Raw genomic sequence first — 25850 nt, 5'->3', positions numbered from 1 at the left:
ATGCATCTATGTTTTTTGAGGGCCTATTGATGCTTGGGAGAGACTGGCATGGAGGAGTGTGAAAGCCTGAGCACCCAGGCGGTTTCCGGGCTAGTAGAGGCAGGTGCTCGCATGCCCGTGTACTTTCTCTGTCATGGCGCCGGCCCCTGGCCCCGGGTGCCCGAGATGCACGGCTGGCATGCGCTGATGGCAGAGGGTTTACGCAATATTCCGCGCCAACTGGTGCGCAGGCCCAGGGCCGTATTGCGATGTCCGCCCACTGGGAGGTGCCGGTTTTCACCGGGCAGAGTGCTGCCCATCCTGGCATGTATGACTACAGAGGCTTTCTGCCGCACACCTATAGCCTGCATTACCGTGCGCCTGGCTCGTCTGAGCTGGCAGGCAGGGTGCAGCAGTTGCTGGCGCAAGCTGGAGAGGGCGTGCGGGCTGACGACCAGCGAGGCTACGACCACGTCCATTTATCACAATATGCCTAGCTTCGGCCCCGTGGGGCGGCGCCTTCCAAGCTGTTTGACGATTCGATTGGTTGGCCGATTGGGATCGGGTCCGCGGCGCGCGTATGGCCCATCCGCTGGAGGAGCATCTGCTGCCGCTGATGGTGATATGGGGAGGCCGAGCAGGAGCTGGCCCGCCGCGTTTACATTGAAGAGGCCTTCATGGACTCGGCCACGCTGTCCAGTTATTGCCTTCAGGCCGGGGAGTAGCTCAGAGCTCCGCTTATTCCTGCTCGTCCAGTGGCCCATTCAAAAACTCTTCCCTGTCATCGTCAATCGAGTCGGCGGACGCTTGAAGATAGGCTGAGAAGCTGGGGGCAATCCAGTAGATCTGGTCGGGGTCGTGCACATAGGCAATGATCTGGCCGCGTTGTCCTTCAGGGCCGGGATGATGATCGGCCATTAGCACGATGTCGCCATAGAAGCTGGCAAACGGCTGCCAGCCGGCGTGCCACCAGCGCCCGCTCAGGCGTGGGTCCTGGGACGCGGGGCCGGCCAGATTCCACATGCGCTGGGCCCGCTTTTCCATGCGGAGTGCCTGGGCCATGGCCTGTGTTGGCGTGAGAAGGTCCAGTGCATCCACATAGCCTGGCCGCTGAAACAGGGGCTGGGTGCTGTCGGTGCTGCTGCCTGCAGTCAGGCGCCAGAATGCGGCAAGATCGGTATCCAGAGGCCCCAGCGCGGCGGCCAAAGCGGCCAGATCCTGTTCGCTGGCCGGAGGCAAGGGGTGAAAGCGTAGCTGGAATGCAGCATACACAGCATGCAAATGCGCAAGATATTGATCAGGTGTCATGGTGGCAGGCGTAGTAGTCCGAGGTAAGTGAATTGGACAGCGAGGTCGGACTGGCAGCGGGTGTTGGGAAATGACTGCTTGGGTACAAAGTGCGGCTCTTTGGATTTTCAGTGTAGTAAATCCGCGGTCTTTGCTTCATGCCAGCACTCCCTCCGCCAGAGGCATGCATTGTGTTGCATTCACCAGTTGAATCCATAGACGATAGCGATCAGCATAGTGCCACTGGCATACTTGCTTTTTGCGTGGTGCGCATTTGAAACGATTCTTGTGTGCTTGGAATTCAATCTGAGGCAGGGCAGTATAAGGTCTGCGTCCGATCTTTGAATGTCATTTAAATCAAATAGATGCCTGGCGCTTATGAATTCAAGTGTTTCCAATCTCGTATGAGGTCGGATGTGAGAATATATTCAGCTCTGAAGGTGCGAAGTGCAAGGGTAACGGAATAAGGCTTGCAGCCGTCGAATTATTTGAATCGCGATAGGAATTAGTTGTCCGCTGTCTCCATAGAATTTTTCGGCATGAAGTTTCAGGCGTATCTATGCTATTTTTGAGTCTATTTTTTTTCTGTTGCTAGATGCGTGATTTCGATGTAATTGGTTATCCCGAAGAAATGAGCTATCCTGTAATTGACATTTTTTTGAAATCTTTGGCCCATTGCTGGAAATCGCTGGAAGGCATAGGTTTAGCGATGTAGTACCCTTGTGCAATATCACAGCCTAGATCCTTGAGCAGGTCCCAGTGCTCTTTGGTCTCCACACCTTCGGCAACTGTCTTGCGTCCGAGATCATGTATGAGATCAATGGTGGAGCGCACAATCGTGGCGGAATCCCGGTCGCGATGCATTGCAGAAACGAATGATTTGTCGATCTTGATGTAATCTACTGGTAGTTTTTGTAGATAGCTCAATGAGGAGTACCCTGTTCCAAAATCATCCACATAAAGAGGAATCCCAGCATCGCTCATCTCACTCAGTGCTCGTAGAGCATATTCAGCATGCTCCATTACGGTACTTTCCGTAATCTCGATTTCCAATAGTCCGGTTGACACAGAGCGCTCTGAATGCCATTGGCGATACTTGGCGAAAAGCTGTTCATCTTTGAAGTTTCGCGCGGAGAGATTGATTGCAATAGGAACAGCACAACCTTTTGCCTGCCAGCCCTGCAGCAGATCAAGGGCTGCGACAATGACCCATTCCGTCAAAGGCTTGATCAAACCTGTTTGCTCAGCCAAGTCGATAAACAATCCGGGAGGAATTAGTCCTTTAAGCGGATGCATCCAGCGTACCAAGGCCTCTGCTCCACAGATTTGCCCGGAGGAAAAATCAACCTTTGGCTGTAAAAATAGTCGCAGCTGGTTGCCTGCAATGGCTCGCCGAAGTTCCCCTGCCATGGTCAAGCGTCCCGCTTGATTTTTCTGATGCGACGGATCAAATACGCACTGGCTCAATCCGCGGGCCTTGGCTTGATAGGTGGCCTTTCCCATTTGACGCAATAGTTCATCGGCAGTTGTGCCGTGTTCGGGAAACAAAGCTATGCCAGCTCTTGCGCTGACATCCAATTCAATATCTGCGATCGGGAAAGGGCGGGAGATGGTTTTTTCCAATTCTTCGGCCAAGGCTACGGCAGAACCTCTATCCAGAGTGGGCGCCAATACTGCGAATTCGTCTCCACGTAAACGCGCAATATGCGCAGAATCAGGAATGCTTTGCCTTAGGCGCTCTCCGAAGTCTCTAAGAATCTGGTCCCCATTAGAGAAACCCAGCACCTCGTTGATTTCTCGGAGGCGCTCAATATTGAATTGCAAAGCCGCGATTGGTTCTGGATGCGAAGAACTGCCCTCAATTTTCGCAGTCAGAACTTCCCTGAATTCAATCGAATTGGGTAGTCCAGTCAAGGGGTCATGGCGCAGCATATGATTCATCTCTGCTTGTACACGTAGTTGTTCAGAGCGTGTACGCAGAATGGAAATACCAAAGGCTAGATCGTCCGCTGACTCAGTCAGCAATGCGATTTCATCTTCGCCGAACGCGTCTGTTTCGGTGTCATAAATGGATAGTGCACCAATGACTTCGCCCTCAACCAATAAAGGGCAAGATAAACCTGATTTTAGTTCACCAAGCATGTCTCTCCATCGAACATGGTTGGAATCTACGCGCATGTCTCGGACAAATTGAACCTTGCCGCTGCGAATTGCGCTGGATGTCAGACTTTGGCCTAGCTCCGTATCGGCTGCCATGAGTCCTAGACTGCGAAGTGCTTCGATACCGCCTGGATAATTGCACTCGGCCATCGGACGTAGTGGTTGATCTGGCTCGTCACCCGAATACCAGACGGCAGCCATGCCATAGCCTCCTGCAGCCACGATGGCTCGGCACATGTTCTCAAGCAGACTCTGTTCCTCGCTGGCACGTAGCATGGTGCGATTACCGGCGCTCAAGGTTCGCAGTCCGCGGCCAATGTGCTCTAACTCATGCACTCGTTGTTCAAGTTCACCATTGAGCGTCTGGATACGTTCTTCATAGTGCTTGCGCTCAGTAATATCTGTGCCCAATACGTAATAGCCAGCAACCGTTCCATCGGCTTGGTGTTTGGGAACATGCTGAATAGTCTGCCAAACTCCTGGAAAGGGCTGCCAATCATATGTTTGCGGCTCTCCTGCGAGGACCTTGCCGATCAAATCATTGGCGACAGCATAGCGTTCCTCTCCGAGGATTTTTCTTACCGATTCACCCGTGATGTCTTCGCGGTCAGGTGCAAAGCACTCCCGGTACTGAGTGTTGACGTACTCGTAGTGCTGTTGCGCATTAACGTAGGCAATCAGCGCCGGAACGGCGCTGATGACGTTGTGCAAATGGCTTTGAATCTCATGCCATTGCAAAGTGCGTTGGTGCACGTCAGCTTCAAGTGACGCATTTTGCTCACGGATGATCCGTTGTGCCTTTCGCTCCAGAGTAACGTCCCTAAAGACTAGCACAGCACCTCGTAGTTGGCCTTTGGAATCGCGGATGGGGGCGGCACTATCAGAGATTGGACGTTCGGTACCATCTCTGGCAATGATTGAGGTGTAATCGGCCAGTACTTGCACTTCCCCGGTGGCTAGCACCGTTGCTACAGGAATGTGAGCAGGCTCGCGCGTCTGCTCATGAACGATATTGAATACTTCCTCGATAGAACGGCCTTGAGCTTCATTAATACTCCAGCCTGTGAGCTGTTCGGCCACTGAATTCATGCGGGTGATCCGCCCTTCAGTGTCTGTTGCGAGTACTGCATCGCCGATCGAGTGCAAGGTGGTCACAAGGCTTTCTTCATTGTCAGCCAGAGCACGCTGACTGGCTTCTGTTTCGCGCAATTGACGTCTTATCAGAAGATAGGAGGAGCCCAACAGCAAGATAAGTGCCACAGCGACCAATGTTCCCGCCATCACCAGCTTATGACGCGCTTGCGCGTGCTCGGCCTCCTCCAGAGCTAGTCGCAGGCGTGCCTCGGTATCCATCTCGCTGAGCAACTCATAGGTGCGCAAGCGCGTGGATGCAAGCGTAGTTGTGGCAGCAAATGCATTTGCAGCCTTCTGACCTTGGGTATTGCGCAATTTTTCAATTTGGCGTGCAGCTTCCATGCGCTGGTCAATGACTTTACGCAGCTCTGTCCAGCGACGTTGTTGATCTGGATTATCGATCGTTAGTTGGCGTATTTTTTCCAGCGAAAGCTCTCGTTCAGCCATCGCTGCATTTCGCTCGGCAATATGCTCTGCATTACCTGTCAGGCGGAAATTTTGAGTGGTTAGTTCAGATTGGAGAGAATAGCCTCTGACGCGATCAATATTGTTGAGCAACTGGTGTGCATGTGTCACCATTTGGGCGGCTTTGGCTGCATCATTTGCAACTTCCCACGTCGATAGTGCCATCGCGATCACTACCAGTGCGGCTGTTCCAAATGCTGTGACAACCTTAGACTCGAAACTAGACCTCCGCACCATAGAACGCGCTCCTACGCTAGATGCAGGCCGGCACAAGCCATTTTCACTTGCCGCGGGCCTAGGCTGAAATCACCATCCATGCAAGGGATACAGACACTCCAGATAGGAGGAGTGTGCAGGGTCCATCAACATGCAAACTGAGAGATACAAGCTCAAATATACAAACAGTATGCGATTTGTTTCATTTGTTGTCATTGGTTCACATTGCGGAGGAGTCGAAATTTGCGAAATTCTGTGTGTCGGTTGGTCTTGAAACGTTCGTCTGCTAGTTCGGCAGAGCAATGTGATATTCAGTAGTCAGCAGATAAATAGCGTTCTTTCTCAGTGCTTTTGATGCGATCAAGACGCATTACACAGAGGCTGGATTCAAGTGGCTGCAAATTTCTACGGTGAAGATCTCAACAAGAGCTCGCTTTTCTTTTCAATTCTTGAGGGCGTTGTTGCACTACAGGGACTTCCCGTCAATGCAAGTGCTGATCATTAACCTTTGGCGGACCTGTCTGCCAGGACGATCCAGGTGATTGAAACGAGGAACAGACTGCACATCTACAGATGGGGTTAGGCACTATGTGTGCGCTCCAAGAAACAAACCGCGCAGCAGGGCTCCAGTCAAATCTCGTGACGTCTTGCGACTCACAATGCAACAACCGAGCTTGCCTGCTGCTGGTCAGACCTGTTCATTGCATCTTTGATTTCACGTCTGGCATGTTGAAGTGCCTGTCTCAGGCAACGGCAAAGACGGGTGGCCTGGGGCGTTCGGCGATATGGGCTGCTTCGTAGGTACGCTCCTGTGTCGTGAGCGCCCACAGGATGCGTCCATTTTTGCTGGCTAAAAAGCCACGGAGGTTTCTTGCCAGCCACTGCGCTGCCTCAAGGCCATCACCCATTGGGAGATAGGGTCGAGGTTGTGTTTGCCGGTCAGCACTGCAGCCTTGGCCCCTGACCCCAGACACGGCCACCGTCCGCGGACGCCCTAGTTCAGTGAACCGATTGAGGATGGCTGAGCGGATATGCAGTCCATTGACTTGCCGTTCAAAGGTTTTGGACATCACCCGTTCGCCCAGTCGTTTGATGCAGTTCATTTTCGTCTCCACCAAGCTTCGTCGGTGCTAATCGCTCCACACTTTCCATATCCTTCGACCCAAACGCCGGCATGCGGCGACAGCCGTATTGCGGTACACAAAGGCATCGCCTTTGCGAACCCGGGCATTCTTTCTCGGAGGGATGACGGGAATGGCACCTCTTTGAATGGCTGCTTCGTGGGCAGTCTGAGTGTCATGCGCAGCATCGCCAGTAAGACTCCGGATGCCCTTGTGGTGAGGAATTTAGACCAGAAGATCCGCTACAACGGTCGCATCGACTACCTCGTTGCTGGTCACGCAAATTGCACGCATTTGCAGTGTCTGTGCATCAATGCCGATGTGCAGGTTGCGCCACTGACGACGGCGCGCAGGGCCGTGCGTTTTTGCATTTCCATTCGCCTTCGCCCAAAAACTTGATGCCTGTGGAGTCCACGAGCAAATGCAGCCCCTTCTGACTGGATCGGTACGGAACATGGACTTGCAAGCTGCTCTGGCGACGGTAGACGTGTATTGACCCACCATCTGGAAGAGTTTGTGAGGCAGTTCAAGTGGGCCTTGACCAGCAGGCAGGTCTTAAATGGCTGCAAGAGACCAGGCCCGAAACCTTGACAGACATTCACCGCGCCGCCCGGTTCTTTTACCTACAGCAGCAGAGCTTTGGCGGGAAAGTAGCAGACCAGACCTTTGGTACGGCCACTACGGCTCCGGCTATCAATCTGCTGCGGATCGAGGAGAACCTGTCGGCTGCCCATCTACGAATGGCGGGTGGAACCTACATCGAGCAGCTCGATTGGGCGCAATGCATTGACAGATACGACAGGACGTACACGCTTTTCTACCTTGATCCTCCCTATTGGGAGACCGAGGTCTATGGTGTGCCGTTTGAATGGGCACAGTACGAGCTGATGGCAAGAAAGCTCAAGGAGATCAAAGGCAAGGCCGTCATCAGCATCAACGACCATCCTGCCATCCGAGAGTGCTTCAAAAACTTTGAGATGGAGGCTTTGAAACTGGACTACACGGTCGGCGGCGGCGCGAACCGGGTTGAGCGTGGCGAGCTGCTGATTTACAGCTGGACTAGGAGCGAGGAGCCTGCGGGGCTGTTCTGAGGAAGCGGCAGCGAATCCAAGAAATAAAAAAAGTGGCCTCGAGGGCCACTTTTAGATTTCGAACTTAGAACGATCTTGATCTTTGATCCAGGCCGGAGGCTTTCCTCGGCCAGTCCAAGTCTGGCCTGTGGCTGGGTCGCGGTATTTAGGGGCAACGGAGCCAGTCTCGCGCTTTTGTTTTTGCTTGGCGGGAGGGAAGACATCATCCTGCGTCAGACCGAAAGCATCGATCAAGCTTCTGATTTCTTGCACCGCGCCTGCGACTTCAGCCTTTCGGGCGGCTGCAATCTGCTGCTCAAGAGCTTCGCGTTGTGCCAATAATTCTTTGTAGGAATTTGTGCTCATTAAAACTATATCCTCTGTAAATATTTGTGCAAGCACTAAATTGGTGCACTCATACATGAGATACATCGCTTATGCATTTAGTTCAACTTCAATTGAAAGTGAACGCATCCATTGTGGCTCAACTTGATGCGTATTAATTCAGAAAAGCATCGAGCCGATGAAAAAAGTTGGGGAAGCCGTACAGTCAAGCTGGCACTAAAGCTTGTCAGCTCGCATGAGCGAGGTCTTTCCAAAAGGACGAAGTCCGAGGACGTTTTTCCGAAAGAGGTTGTTGGTGCGCTTGAAGGGAGCAACTGGAGGACGTCAGCGGGCTGAGCTATAGCCTCTGATGTATGTACTTCACCATTCACTCAAATCCAGATAAAGTCAAGACATGACTCTGGAATTCAAGCGTCTTACCGAAGTCGGTTTGGCCGAAATCATTGCACTCAACAACAATCCCGAAGTGCTACGCCAAATGCCGTTAGGCAGGGCCGATTTCGATGAGGTTAAAGCTAAGGATTGGGTTGAAAACAAAGACGCTCAATGGGCCAAATATGGGTACGGTCCATGGGCATTTTTTGTAGATCAGGAATTTGCCGGCTGGGGAGGGCTGCAGCATGAAGCAGGTGACGCAGACTTGGCCTTGGTGCTGCATCCAAAATATTGGGGAAGTGGCAAAACCATCTATCAGGAAATTATCAATCTCGCTTTCACAAGCATCGGCTTGACTTCCATCACCATTCTGCTGCCTCCTTCGAGAAAGAGAATTAGAGGGATTTTTAGGCTAGGATTTAAGGAGGATGGCGAGTTTGATGTCGATGGCGTTCGCTTTCTACGCTTTCGCCTCTACGCCCCCGGTAATTCCGAGAGCTAGGAAAGTTGGTAATGGCTTGGGGTGAGCCGCCGTTTGTCGATTGCAGCCCTTGTGACGGGCTGCTGACGGCCAGAAGCAGACATACCTAGCCCGATATGTCATAGTGTTTATGCCAGTCGCAGGGAGTGTTTAGAGGAGAGCTACCGACATGTCAGATGACACAGAGTTCTATTTAATTTGTTATTTTATTTTTTCTTCAATTATTTCTGTTCCAATATTTTTCTCTATGAGTAAACATTTAGATTCTTCGGAGCCTTTTATTGTTGGATTGAGACGATGCTTAAAGAATAAAACAAAAGGATCTGTTGCTCTTGTTATATCTTTTGCGAATCTGTATTTAATTGTCATTGTATTTGCTATCTCTTCCTTTATAAAATAAAAGAGGTCGTATAAATTTAGTGAAAAAATTAATTTTGGATCAAAATTTTATCGTTACTTTCATAATATTGCCTGTTGCCTATGGGACGGTCTGCGACAGCCTTAGATCGGCCATGAGTTGTCTTTCGGAGTTGGGTTAGTGGGCCCCTTCCACCCGGTGTTGTGGAAATATTTTCTAGTCCACAGTATTAGGGGCGCCGAGAATTCAACGACAAACGGCTATGCAATCTAATGAATGCGTGCAAATTGACTTCTAGCTTCCTAACCGTGACGTTATCCAGGAGCCTTCGGTCTCTTTTACTCTTGGCAGGTGCATTTATTGTGTCTGCCTGTTCCGATGCAAACGAGGAGCTTCCCGCCATTCTTCATGGGGTGAGTGCAGGCGAGGGTTACTCTTCCGCTTGCCCTGCACCTAAGACAGAAGAAGCTTCGAGTATTCGAAAACTAGCCATTTCACCAGAACTCAATCAACGCCTGCTCGAAGCGTTTCCTCCAGGGTCGACCGAAGACGCTCTGACCAAATTTCTTTTGGCGCAAGGCTTTAGCTTTCATGGCTCCTGTGATACTGAACCGCTTATCCGCCATGCCTCCTTCAGCCAAAAGCACAAAAGCTCTCTCGCGTACAGCACTCATGCCCTTGTTTTCTGGCAGGTAGACGCTGACGGGAAAGTCGTCTGGACAAAGGGAGTCGTGGGCTTCAGAGGCCTCTGAACGAGTTCAGCAAGTCCAAATTCTGAGTCGGTCGACTTAAGGTCATTTGCTACTGTCGCTTTCGGCCAAGAGCGGACTTCGCAATATTTGACTTCAAGCTCATGTGCTACTCAAATGCGGAGATATGCCGGAAGCACAACATTGAACAAATCTTCATTGCTAGTTGTGGATGCCCTTGAGTCCATGCTTACCCTTGCGGGCGTGCTTCTCTGCATAGCTCTTGTTTACTTGCAGATATCTTCTGGAAAGCCAATCCGTGAGACCATGGCAAGTACCCGCAAGGCACTTAGAAACTCGGCACGGACACTGTTGCTCATCGTTGCATTGCTCCTAGGAGCTGATTTTTTATTACCGCCAGAGCAGATATACGCGTCTTCCAATTTTCAGGAACCAATGTTGAGTGGCACACTGAAGGTTCACTACGGACTACCTTGCTCCGGTGGGGAGGTAGACTTTTGTGAGATGCAAGGAAGGTCAGACATAACGCAGCAGCAGTTGATCTTGGTTAAGCGCTCAAGGGTTTTTGGCCGTTGCTTGATTGAACCTGTGCAGGAGCAACCTGCGCCAAACAAATGCTCCTGAATCGAATTGCTTGTTTGATCGGGTGAGGGATATTCCTCTGCCTAGGACTCAACTTCTTCCAGCATTTAAGCGGCACTTGATTTTGGACTCATTGGGGTGCTTTGGGTCGTGTTGCGACAGTTGCAGGTCGGCCAGAAACGGACGTTCAACATGATGAAAACGCTTTGTCCCACTTGCCAAGCAAGGGGCATTTCGGAAATGGCAAAGCGATGGTCAACCCGAGGGTGGCCAGCAAAATGTGAGCAGTGCGGTGCCGCCCTATCCAGCACATCAAATGGCATCTGGGTGGGAACGCTTCTCTCAGTCGCTGGGCTCTCTATTGTTGCTGCTCTGCTGAACATCCCAATGGCTGTCGGGCTAGCGGCCGTGGTTGTGCTCACGGTGCTCATTAACGTCGCAATGTGGATGCATGTGGAACTGGTCCCAATTACGTCCGAGAGCGCGGCCGCAGCGAAGAGAGTCACTTGGTTTCTGACGGCAATCTACGCTCTGTTTTCGCTGTTTCAATAAAGGTCAGCTCTGGGTCGCTCAGCGACATTCGCGGATCAGTTGCAACCAGGCTTCCAAATGACTACTTCCAAAAAAGTACATTCAAATTCATGCACGTTGGCAGTCCTTGGGTGGGATGAAACCGCTGCATGGTTTCCCGGCATGGGAGGCTACGTGGAAAAACTGTTCATGCGATCGCTACAACTGAGCACTCCCATGTCCCACGCAGAAGCGAAGAACGTGGTGAAGAAGATTGCAGCCCGGGAAATCTTTGAGGTGTACCTTGCCGATGACTGTTATGCGTATGGGATGTGTAACGCCCTTGAGAGCATCGGCGGACAAGTTTCGCTCCGACGAAGCGCGTGATGTTCTGCCCAGAGTCTTCTTTGGGGCGCTTCCTGCCGCTCCTGTAGCCTGAAAAGGCTACTGGCCGATACATCCATCGCCAGAGTTGGATCTGGCCGTTGGCGACAAAACAACACATACGGGCCGCTGAACGCTTGCCAAGTTGTCAGCCTTGGTGCCAAAGCCTGTGCTACTTTGTGCCAAAGATCGCGCAAATTTGTGCCAAAGGCCGCGCAACGCAACTCTAACTCGCAACTTGCATGGCTGTGATGGCTGCTAGATGAATGCGGCAGTGCGACTTTTTTACATGGCAGAAAACCGGGAAGAAAAGCCTGTTTCCCAATGAAAACACCTTTTGAAAGTTGAGCTAAATCCTTGAGTCTTGTACAAGACTTGAAAAAATCGGCCCGGTTGCGCGTAGAATTTTGTATTGTGGGAACGCATTGCATCAAGAAAGTGTCGTCCCGCTGTGTCAGGCCCCATTGCGCAAGCCCGGGATGCAGGCCCAAGGCACCTTTCCCCCTTTTTTCACAACCTGAGACAAGAGATGAGTACGCAGCAACCCACCATCATCTATACCTTGACTGACGAGGCTCCCCGCCTGGCTACCAGTGCATTCCTGCCGGTGATCCGTGCTTTTGCAGCACCGGCCGGCATCAATGTGGAGACCAGCGATATCTCGCTGGCAGGCCGTATCTTGGGCGAGTTCCCCGACTTTTTGACCGAAGCCCAACGCGCTCCGAACAACCTGGCTGAACTGGGCAAGCTGACGCTCACACCTCAAGCCAATATCATCAAGCTGCCCAATATCTCCGCATCTGTGGGCCAGCTGCAAGAAGCGATCAAGGAATTGCAGGGCAAGGGCTACGCCATCCCCGATTATCCTGAAACCGCCACGACCGATGCCGAAAAGGACATCAAGGCACGCTACAACAAGTGCATCGGCTCTGCCGTGAACCCCGTGCTGCGTGAAGGCAACTCGGATCGCCGCGCGCCTGCCGCGGTCAAGAACTACGCCAAGAAGCATCCCCATTCCATGGGTGAGTGGAAGCAGTGGTCGCAAACCCATGTGTCGCACATGGAAGAGGGCGACTTCTACCACGGCGAAAAGTCCATGACGCTTGACAAGGCCCGCGAAGTGAAGATGGTGCTGGAGACAAAGTCCGGCAACAGCATCGTTCTGAAGGACAAGGTCAAGCTGCAGGCTGCAGAAGTGATCGATTCCATGTTCATGAGCAAGAAGGCCCTGTGCGCCTTCTATGAAAAGGAAATCGAAGACTGCCGCGAGTCGGGCATCCTGTTCTCGCTGCACGTGAAGGCAACCATGATGAAGGTATCCCACCCCATCGTGTTCGGCCATTGCGTGAAGATTTTCTACAAGGAAGCCTTCGAAAAGCACGGCAAGCTGTTTGATCAGCTGGGCGTGAACGTGAACAACGGCATGGCCAATCTGTACGAGAAGATTGAGACCCTGCCTGCTTCGCAGCGCGAAGAAATCATCCGTGACCTGCACAAGTGCCAGGAGCACCGTCCGCGTCTGGCCATGGTCGATTCCGCCAAGGGCATCACCAACTTCCATTCGCCCAACGACGTGATCGTGGATGCTTCCATGCCTGCCATGATCCGCGTGGGCGGCAAGATGTGGGCCGCTGACGGCAAGCCTTACGACTGCAAGGCCGTGATGCCTGAGTCCACCTTTGCCCGTATCTATCAGGAAGTGATCAACTTCTGCAAGTGGCACGGTAACTTCGACCCCAAGACCATGGGCACCGTGCCCAACGTGGGTCTGATGGCGCAAAAGGCCGAAGAGTACGGCTCGCACGACAAGACGTTTGAGATCGTCGAAGACGGCGTGGCCAACATCGTGGACATCGCCACCGGCGAAGTGCTGCTGAGCCAGAACGTGGAAGCTGGCGACATCTGGCGCATGTGCCAGGTCAAGGATGCTCCTATCCGTGACTGGGTGAAGCTGGCTGTGACCCGTGCCCGCAACTCCGGCATGCCTGCCGTGTTCTGGCTGGACCCCTATCGCCCCCACGAAGCCGAGCTGATCAAGAAGGTGCAGACCTACTTGAAGGAATACGACACCAACGGCCTGGAAATCCACATCCTCTCGCAAGTGCGCGCGATGCGCTACACGCTGGAGCGCGTGGCCCGCGGTCTGGACACTATTTCGGTGACCGGCAACATTCTGCGTGACTACCTGACCGACCTGTTCCCGATTCTGGAACTGGGCACATCGGCCAAGATGCTGTCCATCGTGCCTCTGATGGCTGGTGGCGGTATGTACGAAACCGGTGCTGGCGGCTCCGCTCCCAAGCATGTGCAGCAACTGGTGGAAGAAAACCACCTGCGCTGGGACTCGCTGGGTGAATTCCTGGCTCTGGCCGTCTCGTTTGAAGACCTGGGCATCAAGGAAAACAATGCCCGCGCCAAGCTGCTGGCCAAGACTCTGGACGAAGCCACCGGCAAGCTGCTGGACGAAGACAAGTCGCCTTCGCGCCGCACCGGCGAGCTGGACAACCGTGGTTCGCAGTTCTACATCGCTCTGTACTGGGCCCAGGCTCTGGCTGCTCAGACCGAAGATGCAGCACTGGCGGCCAAGTTCGCACCTCTGGCCAAGAGCCTGGCTGAGAACGAAGCCAAGATCGTGGCCGAGATGAAGGAAGTGCAAGGCAAGGCTGCCGATATCGGCGGCTACTACATGCCCGACGTGGCCAAGCTGGACGCCGTGATGCGCCCCAGCGCCACCTTCAACGCCGCGATCGACGCGCTGGTGTAAGAGACTGCGCCGGGGCCAGGCCCCGGCTGGCATGCCGCAAGGCCGGCCGCCCGAGAGGGTGGCCGGCCTTTTTCATGCGGGAGCCGCAGGCATGCAGGGCGCCCGGGGTTGACTCATCCGCGGTGGCCCGCCGCATTGGGGCGAGCCAGGATTCACGTTGGTCGAGTCTCCGATCCGGGTGCCAGGCTTCGAGATGCTGATGCTCTGGCATGGGCGCTGTCGTCGCGATCCGGCACACCAGTGGTTGCGTGAGCGAATTGCGCTTTCGGTTTGAACCCGGCCTCAGGTCGCAGGGTGGCGTCGGCCGAGCCGCAGTCCATCCCTCGCGTTGAGGCCGAGCAGCGCCAGATTGCACAGGCCGGCCAGCAACTCCGCAGCCTGTACGGCATGGAAGCCTGTGCCGAATGTGCCGCTTTGCGCCCGCCAGTGCAGCCATAGCGCCGCAGGGATGAGAACCAGCAGGGCATTGGCTGCCACGAAGGGCATGCGGCGCTTCTTGCGCAGGATGAGAGGAGGGTGGGCCGCCCCTGCGAGCCGGGCACCGGTGCCGGCGGTCACGGCCATGGCCAGCACCAGGACTGGCAGCGCGTAGGCGATGGACTGCTTGACGGCCCGCGTGCCATCGGGTCCCAGCCAAAGCCAGGAGACGAGGGACATGGACCAGAAAACAGCGATCAGCAGCAAGGCTGCCATGGCCGCGGTTCCATGCAGCCGCTGCAGGGTCTTACGTGGCATCGGACGGCTCCTGCGGGGTGGCGTGGGCAGCCGCAAGCGACTGCAGGACATTCAGCGTCGTGACCAGATCGGCCTCCTCGAAATGGCGGGACAGTTGCTTCACATGCACCTGCCACCGCTGGTCCAGTGCATCGTATGCCTTGCATCCCTGCGGTGTCAGGGCATACAGCGGCGACCGTTTGTGCTGGGGATTGGCCAGCGCCTCGACCATGCCTTCGTCGAGGAGCAGGTTCAATTGCCGCTGTGCGGCCTGCCGGGTCACGCCCATCCTGTCTCCGATCTGCGGGGCGCTTAGCGCCTGGTCCGAGAGCGCCAGTGCCCCCAGCATCTGCCAGCGCGCGCTGGTGAGCCCCTGGGATTCGCTGAAGCGATCTCCCCAATGGATCAGCAGGCCGTTGAGGCGGAATACGGCCAGCGTGGTGGAGGTCAGCCGATCGACTTTGGTTTGTGGCATCGAAGTGGTTCCTTATATTGACAACAAGTTTCCAATATTGGTGACTTGTTGTCAATTGCTTGGGCGCATCGATGCCGGTCATGGGGCGCAGTCGGTGCGCATTGGGTATTTGTTATGTTATAACTTAACAAATGCGTGGCGCGCTGCGTGCAAAAAGGTTTGCCACGCTCGCCACCCGCTCAAGAGGAAATCACCATGCCATTGACCGCCCACCAGCAACGGGTGCTCGACACCCTCCAGCAAGCCGCGGCCCCACTCTCCGCCTATGCGCTGCTCGACCAGCTTCGGAGCCAGGGCCTGAGCGCCCCCACCCAGGTCTACCGCGCCCTGGACAAGCTGGCCGAGCGGGGGCTGGTCCATCGGCTGGAGTCGATGAACGCCTATGTGTGCTGTGCGCATCCCCCGGGTTGCGACCACGGCATGACGGCTTTCGCCATCTGTGACGGATGCGGCCATGTGGACGAGTTCATCGATGAACAGCTGGGGCACTGCCTGGACCACTGGGCGCGGAACAACCGCTTTGCCCTGGGGCATTCCAACATCGAGCTGCATGGCAAATGCACGGCATGCGCGCCAGCCCGCGCCTGAGCGCCGCTGAGATTGTGCTTTTCTAGATTCGCTTTTTCGAGATTCCATGATGCATACCGAAGCGCAGGTGCCGCCGCCGCATGCCCGGCTGCCCGTGACCGTGCTGTCCGGCTTTCTGGGCGCGGGCAAGACGACCTTGCTCAACCACATCCTGCACAACCGCGAGGGCCGGCGCGTGGCGGTCATCGTCAACGACATGTCCGAGGTCAACATCGACGCGGCCCTGGTGCGTGATGGCGGCGCGGGCCTGTCGCGCACCGAGGAACGGCTGGTGGAGATGAGCAACGGCTGCATCTGCTGCACGCTGCGCGAGGACCTGCTGCTGGAGGTGGACCGGCTGGCGCGCGAGGGCCGTTTCGACCAGCTGGTGATCGAGTCCACCGGCATTTCCGAGCCCTTGCCCGTGGCCGAGACCTTCACCTTCGCGGGTGAGGACGGCCGCAGCCTGGGCGACGTGGCGCGACTGGACACCATGGTCACCGTGGTCGATGCCTTCAACTTCCTGCATGACTACGGCTCGAGGGACAGCCTGCGCTCGCGCGGCGAGTCCCTGGGCGAGGAGGATGCCCGCACCGTGGTCGACCTGCTGATCGAGCAGGTGGAGTTCTGCGATGTGATCGTGCTCAACAAGATAGACCTGGTCAGCGAGGACGATTGCGCGCGGCTGATGGCCATTCTGCGCGGCCTCAATCCGCGTGCCCGCATGGAGATCGCCAGCTTTGGCCGGTTGCCGCTGGACAGGGTACTGGACACGGGCCTGTTCGACTTCGAGGCAGCATCCCGGGCGCCGGGCTGGTTGCAGGAGCTGCGTGGCACGCACCGGCCGGAGAGCGAGGAATACGGCATCCGCAGCTTCGTCTACCGTGCGCGCCGGCCTTTCCATCCGCAGCGCTTCTTCGATCTGGTCGAAAGCGAATGGCCGGGCGTGGTGCGCTCCAAGGGATTCTTCTGGCTGGCCAGCCATCCGGCGCTGGCCGGTTCCTGGTCCCAGGCCGGTGCCGTGGCCCGCCATGGCCCGGCTGGTCACTGGTGGGCGGCCGTGGAGGCCGAACGCTGGCCGCGCGATAGCGAGACGGTGGAATGCATCCTCGAAAAATGGGTGGACGGTGTCGGCGATGCGCGCCAGGAGCTGGTGCTGATCGGCATGGACATGGACGAGGCCGTGCTGCGCGGGCGCCTGGATGCCTGCCTGCTGACCGATGGCGAGATGGCCCGGGGCCCGCAGGCCTGGACACAGTGGCACAACCCTTTCCCAGGATGGAATTGAACCCGCAGGAATCCGCATGCTCGCACCTCTTCCCGACGTTTCCCTGACCGACCCGCCCCCCAGCCTGAGCCCGCTGCAATGGGTGGGCATGCAGGGCATAGACCTGCCCGTGACCGTGGCCGAGCCTGGCTACTGGCGTGAACTGCATGCCCGTGCCGACGTGCAGGTCGATCTTCCGGCCCCGCATGTCAAGGGCATACACATGTCCCGGCTCTATCGCCAGCTGGACAGCCTGGCGGAAGAAGCGGCCTTGACGCCCTTCGGCCTGCGCCACGCGTTGCAGGCCATGATCGACAGCCACCGCGACTGCGCCAGCCGCAGCGCGCGGTTGCGCCTGGCCATGGACCTGCTGACCCAGCGCCCCGCGCTCGTGACCCGGGACCTGTCAGGCTGGAAGGCCTACCCCGTGCGGCTGGACGCCATGCTGGCTCAGGGCGTGTTCCAGCTGCGGCTGCAGGTCAGCGTGGGCTATTGCTCGACCTGCCCCTGCTCGGCGGCGCTGTCGCGGCAACTGCTGGAGCAGGGCTTTCTCCAGGCTTTCGAGGGGCAGACCCGGGTCGAGCCTTCGAGCGTCGCCGGCTGGCTGCGCAAGCACGGGACGCTGGCCACGGCGCACAGCCAGCGCAGCGAGGCGCGCGTCAGCGTGGACCTGGCCGCCGATGCGCCCGACCTGGGCATCCTGGCACTGATCGGCCGCGTGGAACAGGCGCTGGGCACGCCCGTGCAGACGGCGGTCAAGCGGGCCGACGAGCAGGCCTTTGCCGCGCTCAATGGCCGCAACCTGATGTTCGTCGAGGACGCGGCGCGCCGTATCCAGGCGGCCCTGGCGGGCACCCATGCCCAGCCTCGCGTGCATGTGCGCCATCTGGAAAGCCTGCACCCGCACGATGCCGTGGCCTGGGCCGAGCCCACCGATTTCTGACCCTTTCCTTCCACTTCAGGAGCTTTTCCCATGCAAGTCCTCTCGTCCCTCAAGGAAGCCAAGCTGCGCCACCGCGACTGCCAGGTCGTGCGCCGCCGTGGCCGTACCTATGTGATCTGCAAGAGCAACCCGCGTTTCAAGGCGCGCCAGGGCGGTGCCAAGAACAAGCGCAAGGGATGATCCGCAAGAACCCGCGCGGCGACCTGCCGCGGATCCACCCGAGCGCCTTCGTCGATCCCACGGCCATCCTCTGCGGCCTGGTGGTGGTGGAGGAAAACGTCTTCATCGGTCCGTATGCGGTGATCCGCGCCGACGAGATGGATGCGGACGGCCACATCGACCCCATCGTGATCGGCGCGCACTCCAACATCCAGGACGGGGTGGTGATCCACTCCAAGTCCGGCGCGCGCGTCACTGTCGGGCGCAACACCTCGATTGCCCACCGCGCTATCGTCCACGGCCCCTGTAGCGTGGGCAGTGGCGTGTTCATCGGCTTCAACAGCGTGCTGTTCAACTGCGTGGTCGATGACGGCTGCGTGGTGCGCTACAACGCCGTGGTCGATGGCTGTCACCTGCCTGCGGGCTTTTATGTACCGTCCACCGCGCGCCTCGGCCCGGAAACCGACCTGGCCACGCTGGCGCAGGTTCCGGCCGACGCCAGCGAGTTCTCCGAGGATGTGGTACGCACCAACAATGCGCTGGTGCATGGCTACAAGGCCATCCACAACGAGTTCTGACCGGTCAGGAGAACCGCATGTCCGATTCCACCGATCTCAAGCATCTGGGGTTGAAGGCCACGCTGGCCCGTCTGTGGATACTCGATGTCTTCCGCCACGGATCCGCCCGGCATCTGGCGGCGGAGGAAGTCTACCGACAACTGCACGACCAGGGCCGGGGCACCAGCCTGGCCACGGTCTACCGCGTGCTGGCGCAGCTGGAGCAGGCCGGGCTGCTGCGTCACCAGCGTTTCGCGGCGGGCAAGGCGGTCTACGAGCTCGACGACGGCGGGCACCATGACCATCTGATTTGCACGCGCTGCGGCCGGGTGCAGGAGTTCCACGACGACACCATCGAACAGCGCCAGCGGCTGCTGGCGCGCACGCATGGATTTGCCATCGTCGAGCACTCCCATACCTTGTATGGGCGTTGCCTCAAGCCCGATTGCGAGCACCTGGCGGCGTCGGGCTCCCTGGCGATCACGCCGGGTTCTTGAGGCTGCGCTGCGCGCGCGCGCAGATGCGGCGCGTGGCGGGCAGGGGCGATTCCCGCAGCCACCGGGCGCACAGCGCCCGCACCCAGTCCGGCCGGCTCTTGGCCGCATCGTTGAGCCAGTTGGCCACCGAGTCCTGCACGTAGCCGGACGCATCGGAGCGCAGCGGCTCCAGCAGGGGCAGGGCGATTTCCGGCTGCTGCTTGAGCGCCGCGATATGGCTGCACCAGACACCGCGCGGGCGCAGCGCCTCGCTGGCGAAGCGGCGCAGGCGCTCGGAGGAGTGATCCGTCCAGCGCGACAGCGCATCCACCGCCTGCGGCAGATCGCCGGCCAGGTGCGGGCGCACCCCCATCCATGCCCATTCACGCACGCCGAAATGCGCGTCGTCGGCCAGCGGGCGCACCAGATCCAATCGCTGGCGCAGCGTCAGGTCGGGCTGGGCGTCGGCCATGAAGCAGGCCCAGCCTCGCGCCGTGTCCGAGCGGTGCGTGAGGCAGCGCTCCCAGCCCGCCTGGCCCAGCGTCTGCCACAGCAGGGCGCCCACGCACTCCATGCGCTTGAGGACGCCCAGCTGGCCCAGGGCCTGCGCCGTGTCCTCCAGCCGTGCCCAGTCCTCGGGAAAGACAGCCTGCAGCAGCAGGGCCTGGTCCACGGCCAGGCTTTCGGTCAGCGTGGCGGTTTCTATCTCGCCCAGCGACAGGGCACGCAGCAGTTCGGGCGTGATGTCGGCGCTGCGGCTGGCACCCTTGCGGCGGGGGATCGATGCCGTCATGCCGGAGCCTTCATGCCTGCCGCGGCCTTGGTCAGCAGCTTGGCCAGCTGGCTGCGTTCAGCCGGCGAGAGGTTGGCGAACAGGCCGGCGATCCAGGCACTGTGCTGGGCAAACAGCCTGCGCGCCAGCTGGCGGCCCTTGGCGGTGAGCTGCACGCGCAGCGCACGCCGGTCGGTGGGGTCGGGCAGGCGTTCGGCCAGTGCCTCGCGCTCCAGACCATCGAGCAATCCGGTCACCGTGGCGCGCGTGATGCCGGCCTGCTCGGCCAGGTGATTGGGGGCCAGGCCCTCGCCAGCGGCTTCCAGCAGGAACATGAGCACGAAGCGCCCTTCGGACAGGCCGTGGGGCGCCAGCAGCGCCGCGCAGTCACGGTCGGTGCGCGCGGCCAGCGACAGGGTCTGGAAGCACAGCCGGATGCTGTCCGCATCGGCCAGCTGGCGACGCTCGGCTTCGGCCAGCAAGGCCTGGTATTTCTGTTCGAGTTGCATGCGGCAAGCATATAGTATGGCGGCTAACCATGTGCAATCGCCTCGGTGGATGTGTGTGGCCGGGCATGATGGCCGCGCTTCCGGCGCAACCGGCGCAGGCCGATCAGCACGCCCGTGGCGCTCAGCATCAGGCCGCCGAGGCTGAAGGCCAGCAGCAGCACATCCCACAGCGGGCGGCGCTGCAGCAGCGGCAGCCAGTCCCAACTGTGCAGCATTGCGAACAGCCAGCGCTTGACGCGCTGGCTGCGGTCCATCCGGCCCAGGACCTGGCCCGTCTGCGGATCGATGTGCACCCAGCTGGCCGCCGCATCGCCGAAAACCACGCGCAGCAAGGGCAGGGGCTTGTCATGGCCGCCCATCATGGTGTGCTCGGCGCGCTCGTACCAGTACAGGTCGTGCGCGGTCAGCCATTCGCTGCGCAGCACGGGTGCATCGATCAGGCGGGCGGCACGGGCCAGCAACACGTCGCGCTGATGGGCCACGGAGGTCGCACTGGCGCTGTCCAGCACCTGGGGCGCACCGGTCGAAGTCCGGGCCAGCACCTCGGAGCGCCCTGCCGCGCGGATCCAGCGCAGCTCGCGGACCTGGCCGCCCGCGGCATCCAGCAGCGCCTGCGCCGTGGCATCGCCCTGCGAGACGCCCAGCGAGCCTTCCTGCCATGCGGCCATGCGCAGCGGCGGCGTGCCGGTGTCGAACAGGCGCCAGGGGTTCATGGACATGAGTCCGCTGAAGATCCATGCCAGCGTGGTCAGTGCGAACAGCAGGCCGGCGACATGGTGCCAGCGCATGGCACGGCCCGGGTAGGGCGTGCGCCGGCCGCTGCGGTAGGGACGCCTGAAGCGCCAGCGGATCACGCCGACCACGGTTCCCGTGACCGCCACGGCGATGCCGATCAGCGACAGCACGTTCACGAGGTCCGCCCAGTAGGGATCGAAGGCATTGCCGCGGAACATGTACAGCCAGTGCAGCCAGGCGCCCAGGTAGTTCCAGCCGCGCTCGCCGCGCGTGGCGTCGCGCACCACCTCGGCCGTCGTGCCCGAGATGTAGAGCAGCGTGCCTTCGGCATCGTCCAGCTGCACGCGGTGCAGGGGGCGGTGCATGTCCAGGGCGCGGGAGTGGCTGAAGGCATCCTCCTGCACCGACCCCAGGTAGCGAAGCCCCTGGCCGGATCCCGCAAAGGCAGCGGCGCTGGCCAGGGCCTGTGCCTGGCTTGTACCGCGCAGTACCTGGCCACTGAGCGCGTCGATGGCCACGGGCTGGCGCCGGCCCTCGGGCGTGGCCAGATAGCTGGGGCGGCCGGCGCTGCCCGCATGCAGCCGCAAGTCCTTGAGCGGACCCTCGATGCCTGCCGAGCGCAGCGCCTGGGCCGGCGAGAGCAGGGCGGCCGTGCCGTCCAGCGGCGGCAAGTGGCGCAGCCGCTCGGCCTCGGTGAGCTTGGGGTAGCCCACGTACATCATCACCATGCCCGAGACGAACCACAGCGCGAAGAACAGGCATATGGCAATGCCCAGCCAGCGGTGCAGCAGGAACAGCCAGCGTTTGAGGTGAAGGCGCATGGCGAGGCTCCGTTCAGAAGGCGATGCGCAAGGCGATGTCGGCCGTGCGCGGCGCGCCCAGGTAGGCCATGGTGCTGGTCAGGCTGGCGGCGTAGGTGCGATCCGTGGCGTTGCGCAGGCGTGCGACCACGGTCATGCGCGGATCGATCCGGTAGCTCAATCCCAGGTCCAGCAGGGTGTAGGCGGGCCAGGACAGGGTGTTGGCCGCATCGGCATAGATGCCGCCGACCCGGCGCAGCCCGGCGTTGACCTCCAGCGCCGGCGTGATGCGGTAGCTGGTCCAGAGATTGAACACGCTGGATGGCGTGTTCGTGGGCCGCTTGCCGGCCAGTGACACCCCGCCTTGCTGGTAGTTGTCGTAGCGCGCATCCACATGGCTCCAGCTGCCCTGGATGGACCAGCGCGGCGTGGGAGCCAGGCCCATGGACAGCTCCACCCCGCGCGATGACTGCTGGCCCACCAGTACCGTGCGCGTGGCGTCCTGCGGGTCCTGGGTGGACAGGTTGCGGCGCGTGATGTGATAGACCGCCAGCGCCGCCGTTCCCTTGCCTTGCCAGAACGACAGCTTGCTGCCGGCCTCGAACTGGCGGCCCGTGGTCAATTCCGTGTTGTTGATCGCGTCCGAGAACGAGGCGCCCATGAGCATGCCCGACGGGGGATCGGCGGCCGTGGCGAACTGCGCATAGAGATTGGCCTCGGGGGAGGCATCCCAGACCAGTCCGACCCGCCCCGTGGTGGGGCTGTAGCCGCGGCTGTAGCTGGCGGGCAGGGCGGGCGTCACATCACGCCGGTTGGTCAGGTCCACATCGATGCGTTCATGGCGCAGGGCGGTCAGCAGGTGCAGGGCGGGCGTGAGGGCCGTGCGGTTTTCCAGGTAGAGCGCGGTGGTGGTGACCTTGTTGTCGCGGTCGGGTCGGAAGCCTGGCGCCATGCCGGGGATGTCGTGGAAGTTCTCGGTGGCGAAATCGTAGGGGTTGACCATGCTCACCGTGCCCGACAGGCTGTTCGGAAACCGTGTCTGGCGGTTCACGCTCACGTCCAGGCCGAAGGCCCACTCGCTGCGCCGGCCGGCCAGCTCGCCCAGGTAGCTGCCCTCGATGCGGTCGCCCACCATGCGCTGGTCATGGCGCTGCAGCAGCGCGGCCGAGCGGATGACGGCGCTGTTGTCGGGCGTGAAGCGGTAGGTCTCCACATTGCGGTAGTCGCGCAGTGCGTCGTAGGCATAGAAGGTGTTGCTGAGCTTGAGCCGGTCGCTGGCGCGCCATTCGGTGATGGAGCGCAGCCACTGCACGCGCTGGGCATAGAGACCGTCGGCGCTGTTGTAGTTCTGGCCCACGGTGCCTTCATCCACGCGCGCCTGGCCGCGCAGCGGATTGAGCAGCGGCGTGCCCCAGTAGGGGCGGTCCACGCGCTCGTGCTGCGCCTCGTAGGCCAGGGTATGGGTCAGGCCGCCACCGAGGTCGGACAGCAGCGAGGCCGCCAGCTGCGTGGAGCGCGACTGCGTGCCGCCCACCCAGCTGCCTGCATCGCGGTGGTTGAGGTCCAGGCGCAGGTAGTGGGTGCTGCCCTGGGTGTCGGTGGCATCGCCCAGGCGCCGGTTCAACCCCACCGAGGCCTCCTTGAGCCCGTGGCTGCCCAGGCGCAGCTGGCCTTCGGTGAAATGGTCGCGCTGGGCCAGCTTGGTGATGTAGTTCAGCGTGCCGCCCACGCCGCCCGCGCCATAGAGGAAGCTGGAGGCGCCGCCGATGGCCTCGACGCGGTCGTAGATCCAGCTGTCCACGGGCCGCGCCGCGATCGAGTACTGGAGATTGATGCCGTTGAACAGCTGGCTGACCGACCCCGTGCCGAAGCCCCGGTAGCTGATGCCGATGTTGCCGGGCGGGCTGTAGGCCGTCACGCCCGGGATGGAGCGCAGGATCTCCTGCGTATCCTGGGCGCCGCGCGCCTCGATGGCGGCACGGTCCACGATGTGCACCGAAGCCGGCGTCTCGCGCGCCGTCAGGCCCAGGCGGCTGGCGGTGCCCACGGTCTTGTCGAGGGGCAGCAGGCCGTTGGCGTCGGCCGTGGCCTGGTCGGAGACTTCGACGGCGGGCAGTGCCGCCTCGGCCAGGGCCTGCGCGTGCGCGGCTGGCGCCCATGCGGCGCCCAGCGCACAGCACAGCGCCGTGGCCAGGGGATGGGGACGAAAAATGGTGGTGGGCAGGCGCAGCGGCGCCGCCATCGCGGGGAAGGGGAAAGAATTCACGAACTGACTCCGGGTCTTGCGCCGCGCATGCGGCGCGGTCCCGCGCCCGTGGGCGCAGGAGGGCCGGGCGCGCGTCAGCAGGCCCGGCGGCGATTCAAGAGGACAGGGGAGTCGGCGAAGGCGGGCCGCGCGCCGGCAGGGGAGCGCGCGTGACGGATGCGATATGCGCTGCCACCAGGGGCAGCAGCGCGTGGGCCAGCGGCTGATGGCGGGGAACATCCATCTGCGGCAGGGCTGGCGGCGGTGCGCCAGCAGTCAGGCACATGGGGCAATCGAGCTGATGGTGGCCCATGCCCGGCGCGGCGCTGTCGCCCAGTGCCACGAGCTTGATGTCGCCGCTGGCCGTGCAGACCAGCTCGAAGCCCTGGGGGTGGACCAGGGGTGATGCCACGGCGACGCCCAGCGTCAGTGCAAACCAGGCCAGGATCAGCCGGGTGAGCGACAACGATGAGCGCAATGCGTGCATGGAAGGCGATTATGGCTTGGCTGCAGGCCGGAGCGCGGCCGTGAACAGGCTGCCGCCCAGTTTGGTGCCGGCCTTGATGCCGCGCTTGGCGAACCAGCCCTGGTTCATCTCCAGCACATAGCGCACGGGCTTGGCCGAGCAGTGGGAGTCTTCGCTCATGGGTTTCATATCGGCCAGGTTGACGATGGTGCCGTCATCGGCCACAAAGGCCGCGGTCAGCGGCAGGATGGTGTTGCGCATCCAGAAGCACTGCACGCCGGGTACCTCGAAGACAAAGAGCATGCCTTCCTGCTGCGGCATCTCCTTGCGGAACATGAGACCGATCTCGCGCTGCTGCGGCGTGACGGCCAGTTGGGTGTCGATGCGGTACATGCCGGCCGTCAGGTCGATGCGGCGCAGGTTCGTCTGGGGCTGACCTTGATCGCCGGCCATTGCCGGAGCGGTGCCCAGCAGTCCGAACAGGGCCGCTGCGGCCAGCAACATGGTGCGCGCACGCCAGCCGCATTGGCGTGAGTCAGAGGTCTGGCTGGAGAAGTTCTTCATAAGCCTTGCATGCCAAAAAAGAGTCGAAAGCCGACAGCCTAAGGCATTGGGGCTGAATGTCGCCTGAAACCCGCATGCCACAAACCACAAAGCCCACAGGAATCCGAATTCTGCGGGCTTTTTGCGCTTGCCGGCAGCGGGTGCAACACCTCAGGGGCCCGCGCCGGTGCCGCCTTCAGTGCTCGTCAGGCAGCAGGCTTGCCAGCTTTCTTGGTGCTGTGCTTGGCGTGGGACTTGGCAGGCTTGTGCATGGACTTGGCATGCTTGGCTGCGGGGGCTGGTGCTGCAGCGGGCGCCGCAGCGGGGGCGGCAGGTGTTGCTGCGGCCGGCATGGCCGCAGGTGCGGTGGCTGCGGCTGGGGCAGCAGGGGTGGCAGGTTTCGCAGGCGCAGCGGCTTGAGCGAATGCGCCAGCGGCGAACGTACCGGCAATCAGAACAGCGAGTAGTTTTTTCATGTGTGCCAATTTCCTCAAGATGCGGCAATGCCTGGTTTCAGGGTTTGTTCAGCGCAGGCCATCTGCGCCTCACAGTCTTTCAACGGCCTTGCTGTGCCGGCGTTGACAGGCATTTACCGGTGGTTTCTTAGAATTTGTGCGGTGTAGTGGTGTCAGAATTCGGTCATATGCAAAATGCACCAGCAAGGTGCGCCGCCGCACACCA

General features: G+C 59.8%; 24 protein-coding genes and 3 pseudogenes. 12 read left to right on the top strand and 15 right to left on the bottom strand.

Annotation, left to right across the window (positions count from 1 at the left end; genetic code table 11):
• The first annotated feature begins 248 nt into the window (after positions 1-248).
• Positions 249-476 (top strand): hypothetical protein, encoded by a 228-nt coding sequence (locus NOX35_RS28825; RefSeq protein WP_371878488.1) that lies wholly within the window; start codon positions 249-251, stop codon positions 474-476.
• Between the two features lie 241 nt (positions 477-717).
• Here the strand turns inward: NOX35_RS28825 and NOX35_RS15825 are convergent, their stop codons facing one another.
• The 3 genes and pseudogenes from NOX35_RS15825 to NOX35_RS15815 form a co-directional block, all read right to left on the bottom strand.
• Positions 718-1287: an SMI1/KNR4 family protein gene (locus NOX35_RS15825; protein ID WP_256493935.1), complete on the bottom strand. Its 570-nt coding sequence runs from the start codon at positions 1285-1287 to the stop codon at positions 718-720.
• Positions 1288-1902: 615 nt separating this feature from the next.
• Entirely contained in the window at positions 1903-5262 is a 3360-nt protein-coding gene (locus tag NOX35_RS15820; RefSeq protein ID WP_256493934.1) for an EAL domain-containing protein, read from the bottom strand.
• A 947-nt stretch (positions 5263-6209) separates the two neighbouring features.
• A pseudogene (locus NOX35_RS15815) lies at positions 6210-6849 on the bottom strand (IS5 family transposase); the annotation flags it as partial.
• Here NOX35_RS15815 and NOX35_RS15810 point away from each other — a divergent pair.
• Positions 6849-7453 (top strand): annotated as a pseudogene (locus NOX35_RS15810) (DNA adenine methylase); the annotation flags it as partial. The pseudogenes NOX35_RS15815 and NOX35_RS15810 overlap by 1 nt on opposite strands.
• 51 nt (positions 7454-7504) lie before the next feature.
• On the opposite strand, the gene NOX35_RS15805 reads toward NOX35_RS15810, so the two are convergent.
• Positions 7505-7798, bottom strand: a complete 294-nt coding sequence (locus NOX35_RS15805) for an H-NS family nucleoid-associated regulatory protein (protein ID WP_256493933.1) — start codon at positions 7796-7798, stop codon at positions 7505-7507.
• 373 nt (positions 7799-8171) lie between these two features.
• Here NOX35_RS15805 and NOX35_RS15800 point away from each other — a divergent pair, with 373 nt between their 5' ends.
• Entirely contained in the window at positions 8172-8654 is a 483-nt protein-coding gene (locus NOX35_RS15800) for a GNAT family N-acetyltransferase (protein WP_182283187.1), read from the top strand.
• Positions 8655-8834: 180 nt separating this feature from the next.
• Here NOX35_RS15800 and NOX35_RS15795 read toward each other — a convergent pair whose 3' ends face one another.
• A complete protein-coding gene (locus tag NOX35_RS15795) occupies positions 8835-9002 on the bottom strand; it encodes a hypothetical protein (RefSeq protein ID WP_256493932.1) in 168 nt (55 codons plus the stop codon).
• 483 nt (positions 9003-9485) lie between these two features.
• Positions 9486-9665, bottom strand: a complete 180-nt coding sequence (locus tag NOX35_RS15790) for a hypothetical protein (RefSeq protein ID WP_256493931.1) — start codon at positions 9663-9665, stop codon at positions 9486-9488.
• Between the two features lie 1227 nt (positions 9666-10892).
• Between NOX35_RS15790 and NOX35_RS15785 the strand changes: the two genes are divergently transcribed.
• The 3 genes and pseudogenes from NOX35_RS15785 to NOX35_RS15775 all read left to right on the top strand — a co-directional run.
• A complete protein-coding gene (locus tag NOX35_RS15785) occupies positions 10893-11180 on the top strand; it encodes a hypothetical protein (RefSeq protein ID WP_256493929.1) in 288 nt (95 codons plus the stop codon).
• A gap of 526 nt (positions 11181-11706) precedes the next feature.
• A complete protein-coding gene (locus NOX35_RS15780; RefSeq protein WP_182283141.1) occupies positions 11707-13941 on the top strand; it encodes an NADP-dependent isocitrate dehydrogenase in 2235 nt (744 codons plus the stop codon).
• Positions 13942-14101: 160 nt separating this feature from the next.
• Positions 14102-14215 (top strand): annotated as a pseudogene (locus tag NOX35_RS15775) (LysR family transcriptional regulator); the annotation flags it as partial.
• 8 nt (positions 14216-14223) lie between these two features.
• Here the strand turns inward: NOX35_RS15775 and NOX35_RS15770 are convergent.
• Positions 14224-14676, bottom strand: a complete 453-nt coding sequence (locus NOX35_RS15770; RefSeq protein ID WP_232537960.1) for a hypothetical protein — start codon at positions 14674-14676, stop codon at positions 14224-14226.
• Entirely contained in the window at positions 14666-15130 is a 465-nt protein-coding gene (locus tag NOX35_RS15765; RefSeq protein WP_256493928.1) for a MarR family winged helix-turn-helix transcriptional regulator, read from the bottom strand. Before NOX35_RS15765 ends, NOX35_RS15770 begins: the two co-directional genes overlap by 11 nt.
• A 195-nt stretch (positions 15131-15325) precedes the next feature.
• On the opposite strand from NOX35_RS15765, the gene NOX35_RS15760 reads away from it, so the two are divergent.
• Genes NOX35_RS15760 through fur form a run of 6 tightly spaced genes read left to right on the top strand, consistent with a single transcriptional unit; the run spans position 15326 to position 19120 of the window.
• A complete protein-coding gene (locus NOX35_RS15760) occupies positions 15326-15718 on the top strand; it encodes a Fur family transcriptional regulator (protein ID WP_182283139.1) in 393 nt (130 codons plus the stop codon).
• Positions 15719-15764: 46 nt separating this feature from the next.
• Complete coding sequence (gene zigA / locus NOX35_RS15755; protein ID WP_256493926.1) at positions 15765-16985, top strand: zinc metallochaperone GTPase ZigA; 1221 nt, start codon at positions 15765-15767, stop codon at positions 16983-16985.
• A 16-nt stretch (positions 16986-17001) separates the two neighbouring features.
• On the top strand, positions 17002-17907 hold the full coding sequence (gene folE2 / locus NOX35_RS15750; RefSeq protein WP_256493925.1) for a GTP cyclohydrolase FolE2: 906 nt from the start codon (positions 17002-17004) through the stop codon (positions 17905-17907).
• A 30-nt stretch (positions 17908-17937) separates the two neighbouring features.
• Complete coding sequence (gene ykgO / locus NOX35_RS15745) at positions 17938-18087, top strand: type B 50S ribosomal protein L36 (RefSeq protein ID WP_182283136.1); 150 nt, start codon at positions 17938-17940, stop codon at positions 18085-18087.
• Positions 18084-18644 (top strand): carbonate dehydratase, encoded by a 561-nt coding sequence (locus NOX35_RS15740; protein WP_182283135.1) that lies wholly within the window; start codon positions 18084-18086, stop codon positions 18642-18644. Before ykgO ends, NOX35_RS15740 begins: the two co-directional genes overlap by 4 nt.
• Positions 18645-18661: 17 nt before the next feature.
• Entirely contained in the window at positions 18662-19120 is a 459-nt protein-coding gene (fur, locus tag NOX35_RS15735) for a ferric iron uptake transcriptional regulator (RefSeq protein WP_256493924.1), read from the top strand.
• Here fur and NOX35_RS15730 read toward each other — a convergent pair.
• The 7 genes from NOX35_RS15730 to NOX35_RS15700 all read right to left on the bottom strand — a co-directional run bounded on the left by NOX35_RS15730 (position 19104) and on the right by NOX35_RS15700 (position 25645).
• Entirely contained in the window at positions 19104-19892 is a 789-nt protein-coding gene (locus tag NOX35_RS15730; protein WP_256493923.1) for a DNA alkylation repair protein, read from the bottom strand. The two genes, fur and NOX35_RS15730, sit on opposite strands and share 17 nt — an antisense overlap.
• Positions 19889-20380, bottom strand: a complete 492-nt coding sequence (locus NOX35_RS15725; protein WP_256493921.1) for a MarR family winged helix-turn-helix transcriptional regulator — start codon at positions 20378-20380, stop codon at positions 19889-19891. The genes NOX35_RS15730 and NOX35_RS15725 overlap by 4 nt, the downstream gene beginning before the upstream one ends.
• A 23-nt stretch (positions 20381-20403) precedes the next feature.
• Positions 20404-21936, bottom strand: a complete 1533-nt coding sequence (locus tag NOX35_RS15720; protein ID WP_256493920.1) for a PepSY domain-containing protein — start codon at positions 21934-21936, stop codon at positions 20404-20406.
• Between the two features lie 13 nt (positions 21937-21949).
• Complete coding sequence (locus tag NOX35_RS15715; protein WP_256496931.1) at positions 21950-24157, bottom strand: TonB-dependent siderophore receptor; 2208 nt, start codon at positions 24155-24157, stop codon at positions 21950-21952.
• Positions 24158-24275: 118 nt separating this feature from the next.
• The gene (locus NOX35_RS15710; RefSeq protein WP_182283130.1) at positions 24276-24647 is read right to left on the bottom strand and encodes a hypothetical protein; all 372 of its coding nucleotides are present in this window, start codon (positions 24645-24647) and stop codon (positions 24276-24278) included.
• A gap of 9 nt (positions 24648-24656) precedes the next feature.
• On the bottom strand, positions 24657-25190 hold the full coding sequence (locus tag NOX35_RS15705; RefSeq protein ID WP_182283129.1) for a DUF192 domain-containing protein: 534 nt from the start codon (positions 25188-25190) through the stop codon (positions 24657-24659).
• Positions 25191-25375: 185 nt separating this feature from the next.
• Positions 25376-25645: a hypothetical protein gene (locus NOX35_RS15700; protein ID WP_256493919.1), complete on the bottom strand. Its 270-nt coding sequence runs from the start codon at positions 25643-25645 to the stop codon at positions 25376-25378.
• Between the last annotated feature and the right edge of the window lie 205 nt (positions 25646-25850).

Source organism: Comamonas sp. C11 (assembly GCF_024496285.1).
Taxonomy (GTDB): domain Bacteria; phylum Pseudomonadota; class Gammaproteobacteria; order Burkholderiales; family Burkholderiaceae_C; genus Comamonas; species Comamonas testosteroni_F.
This window is presented reverse-complemented; position numbering and strand designations above follow the sequence as displayed.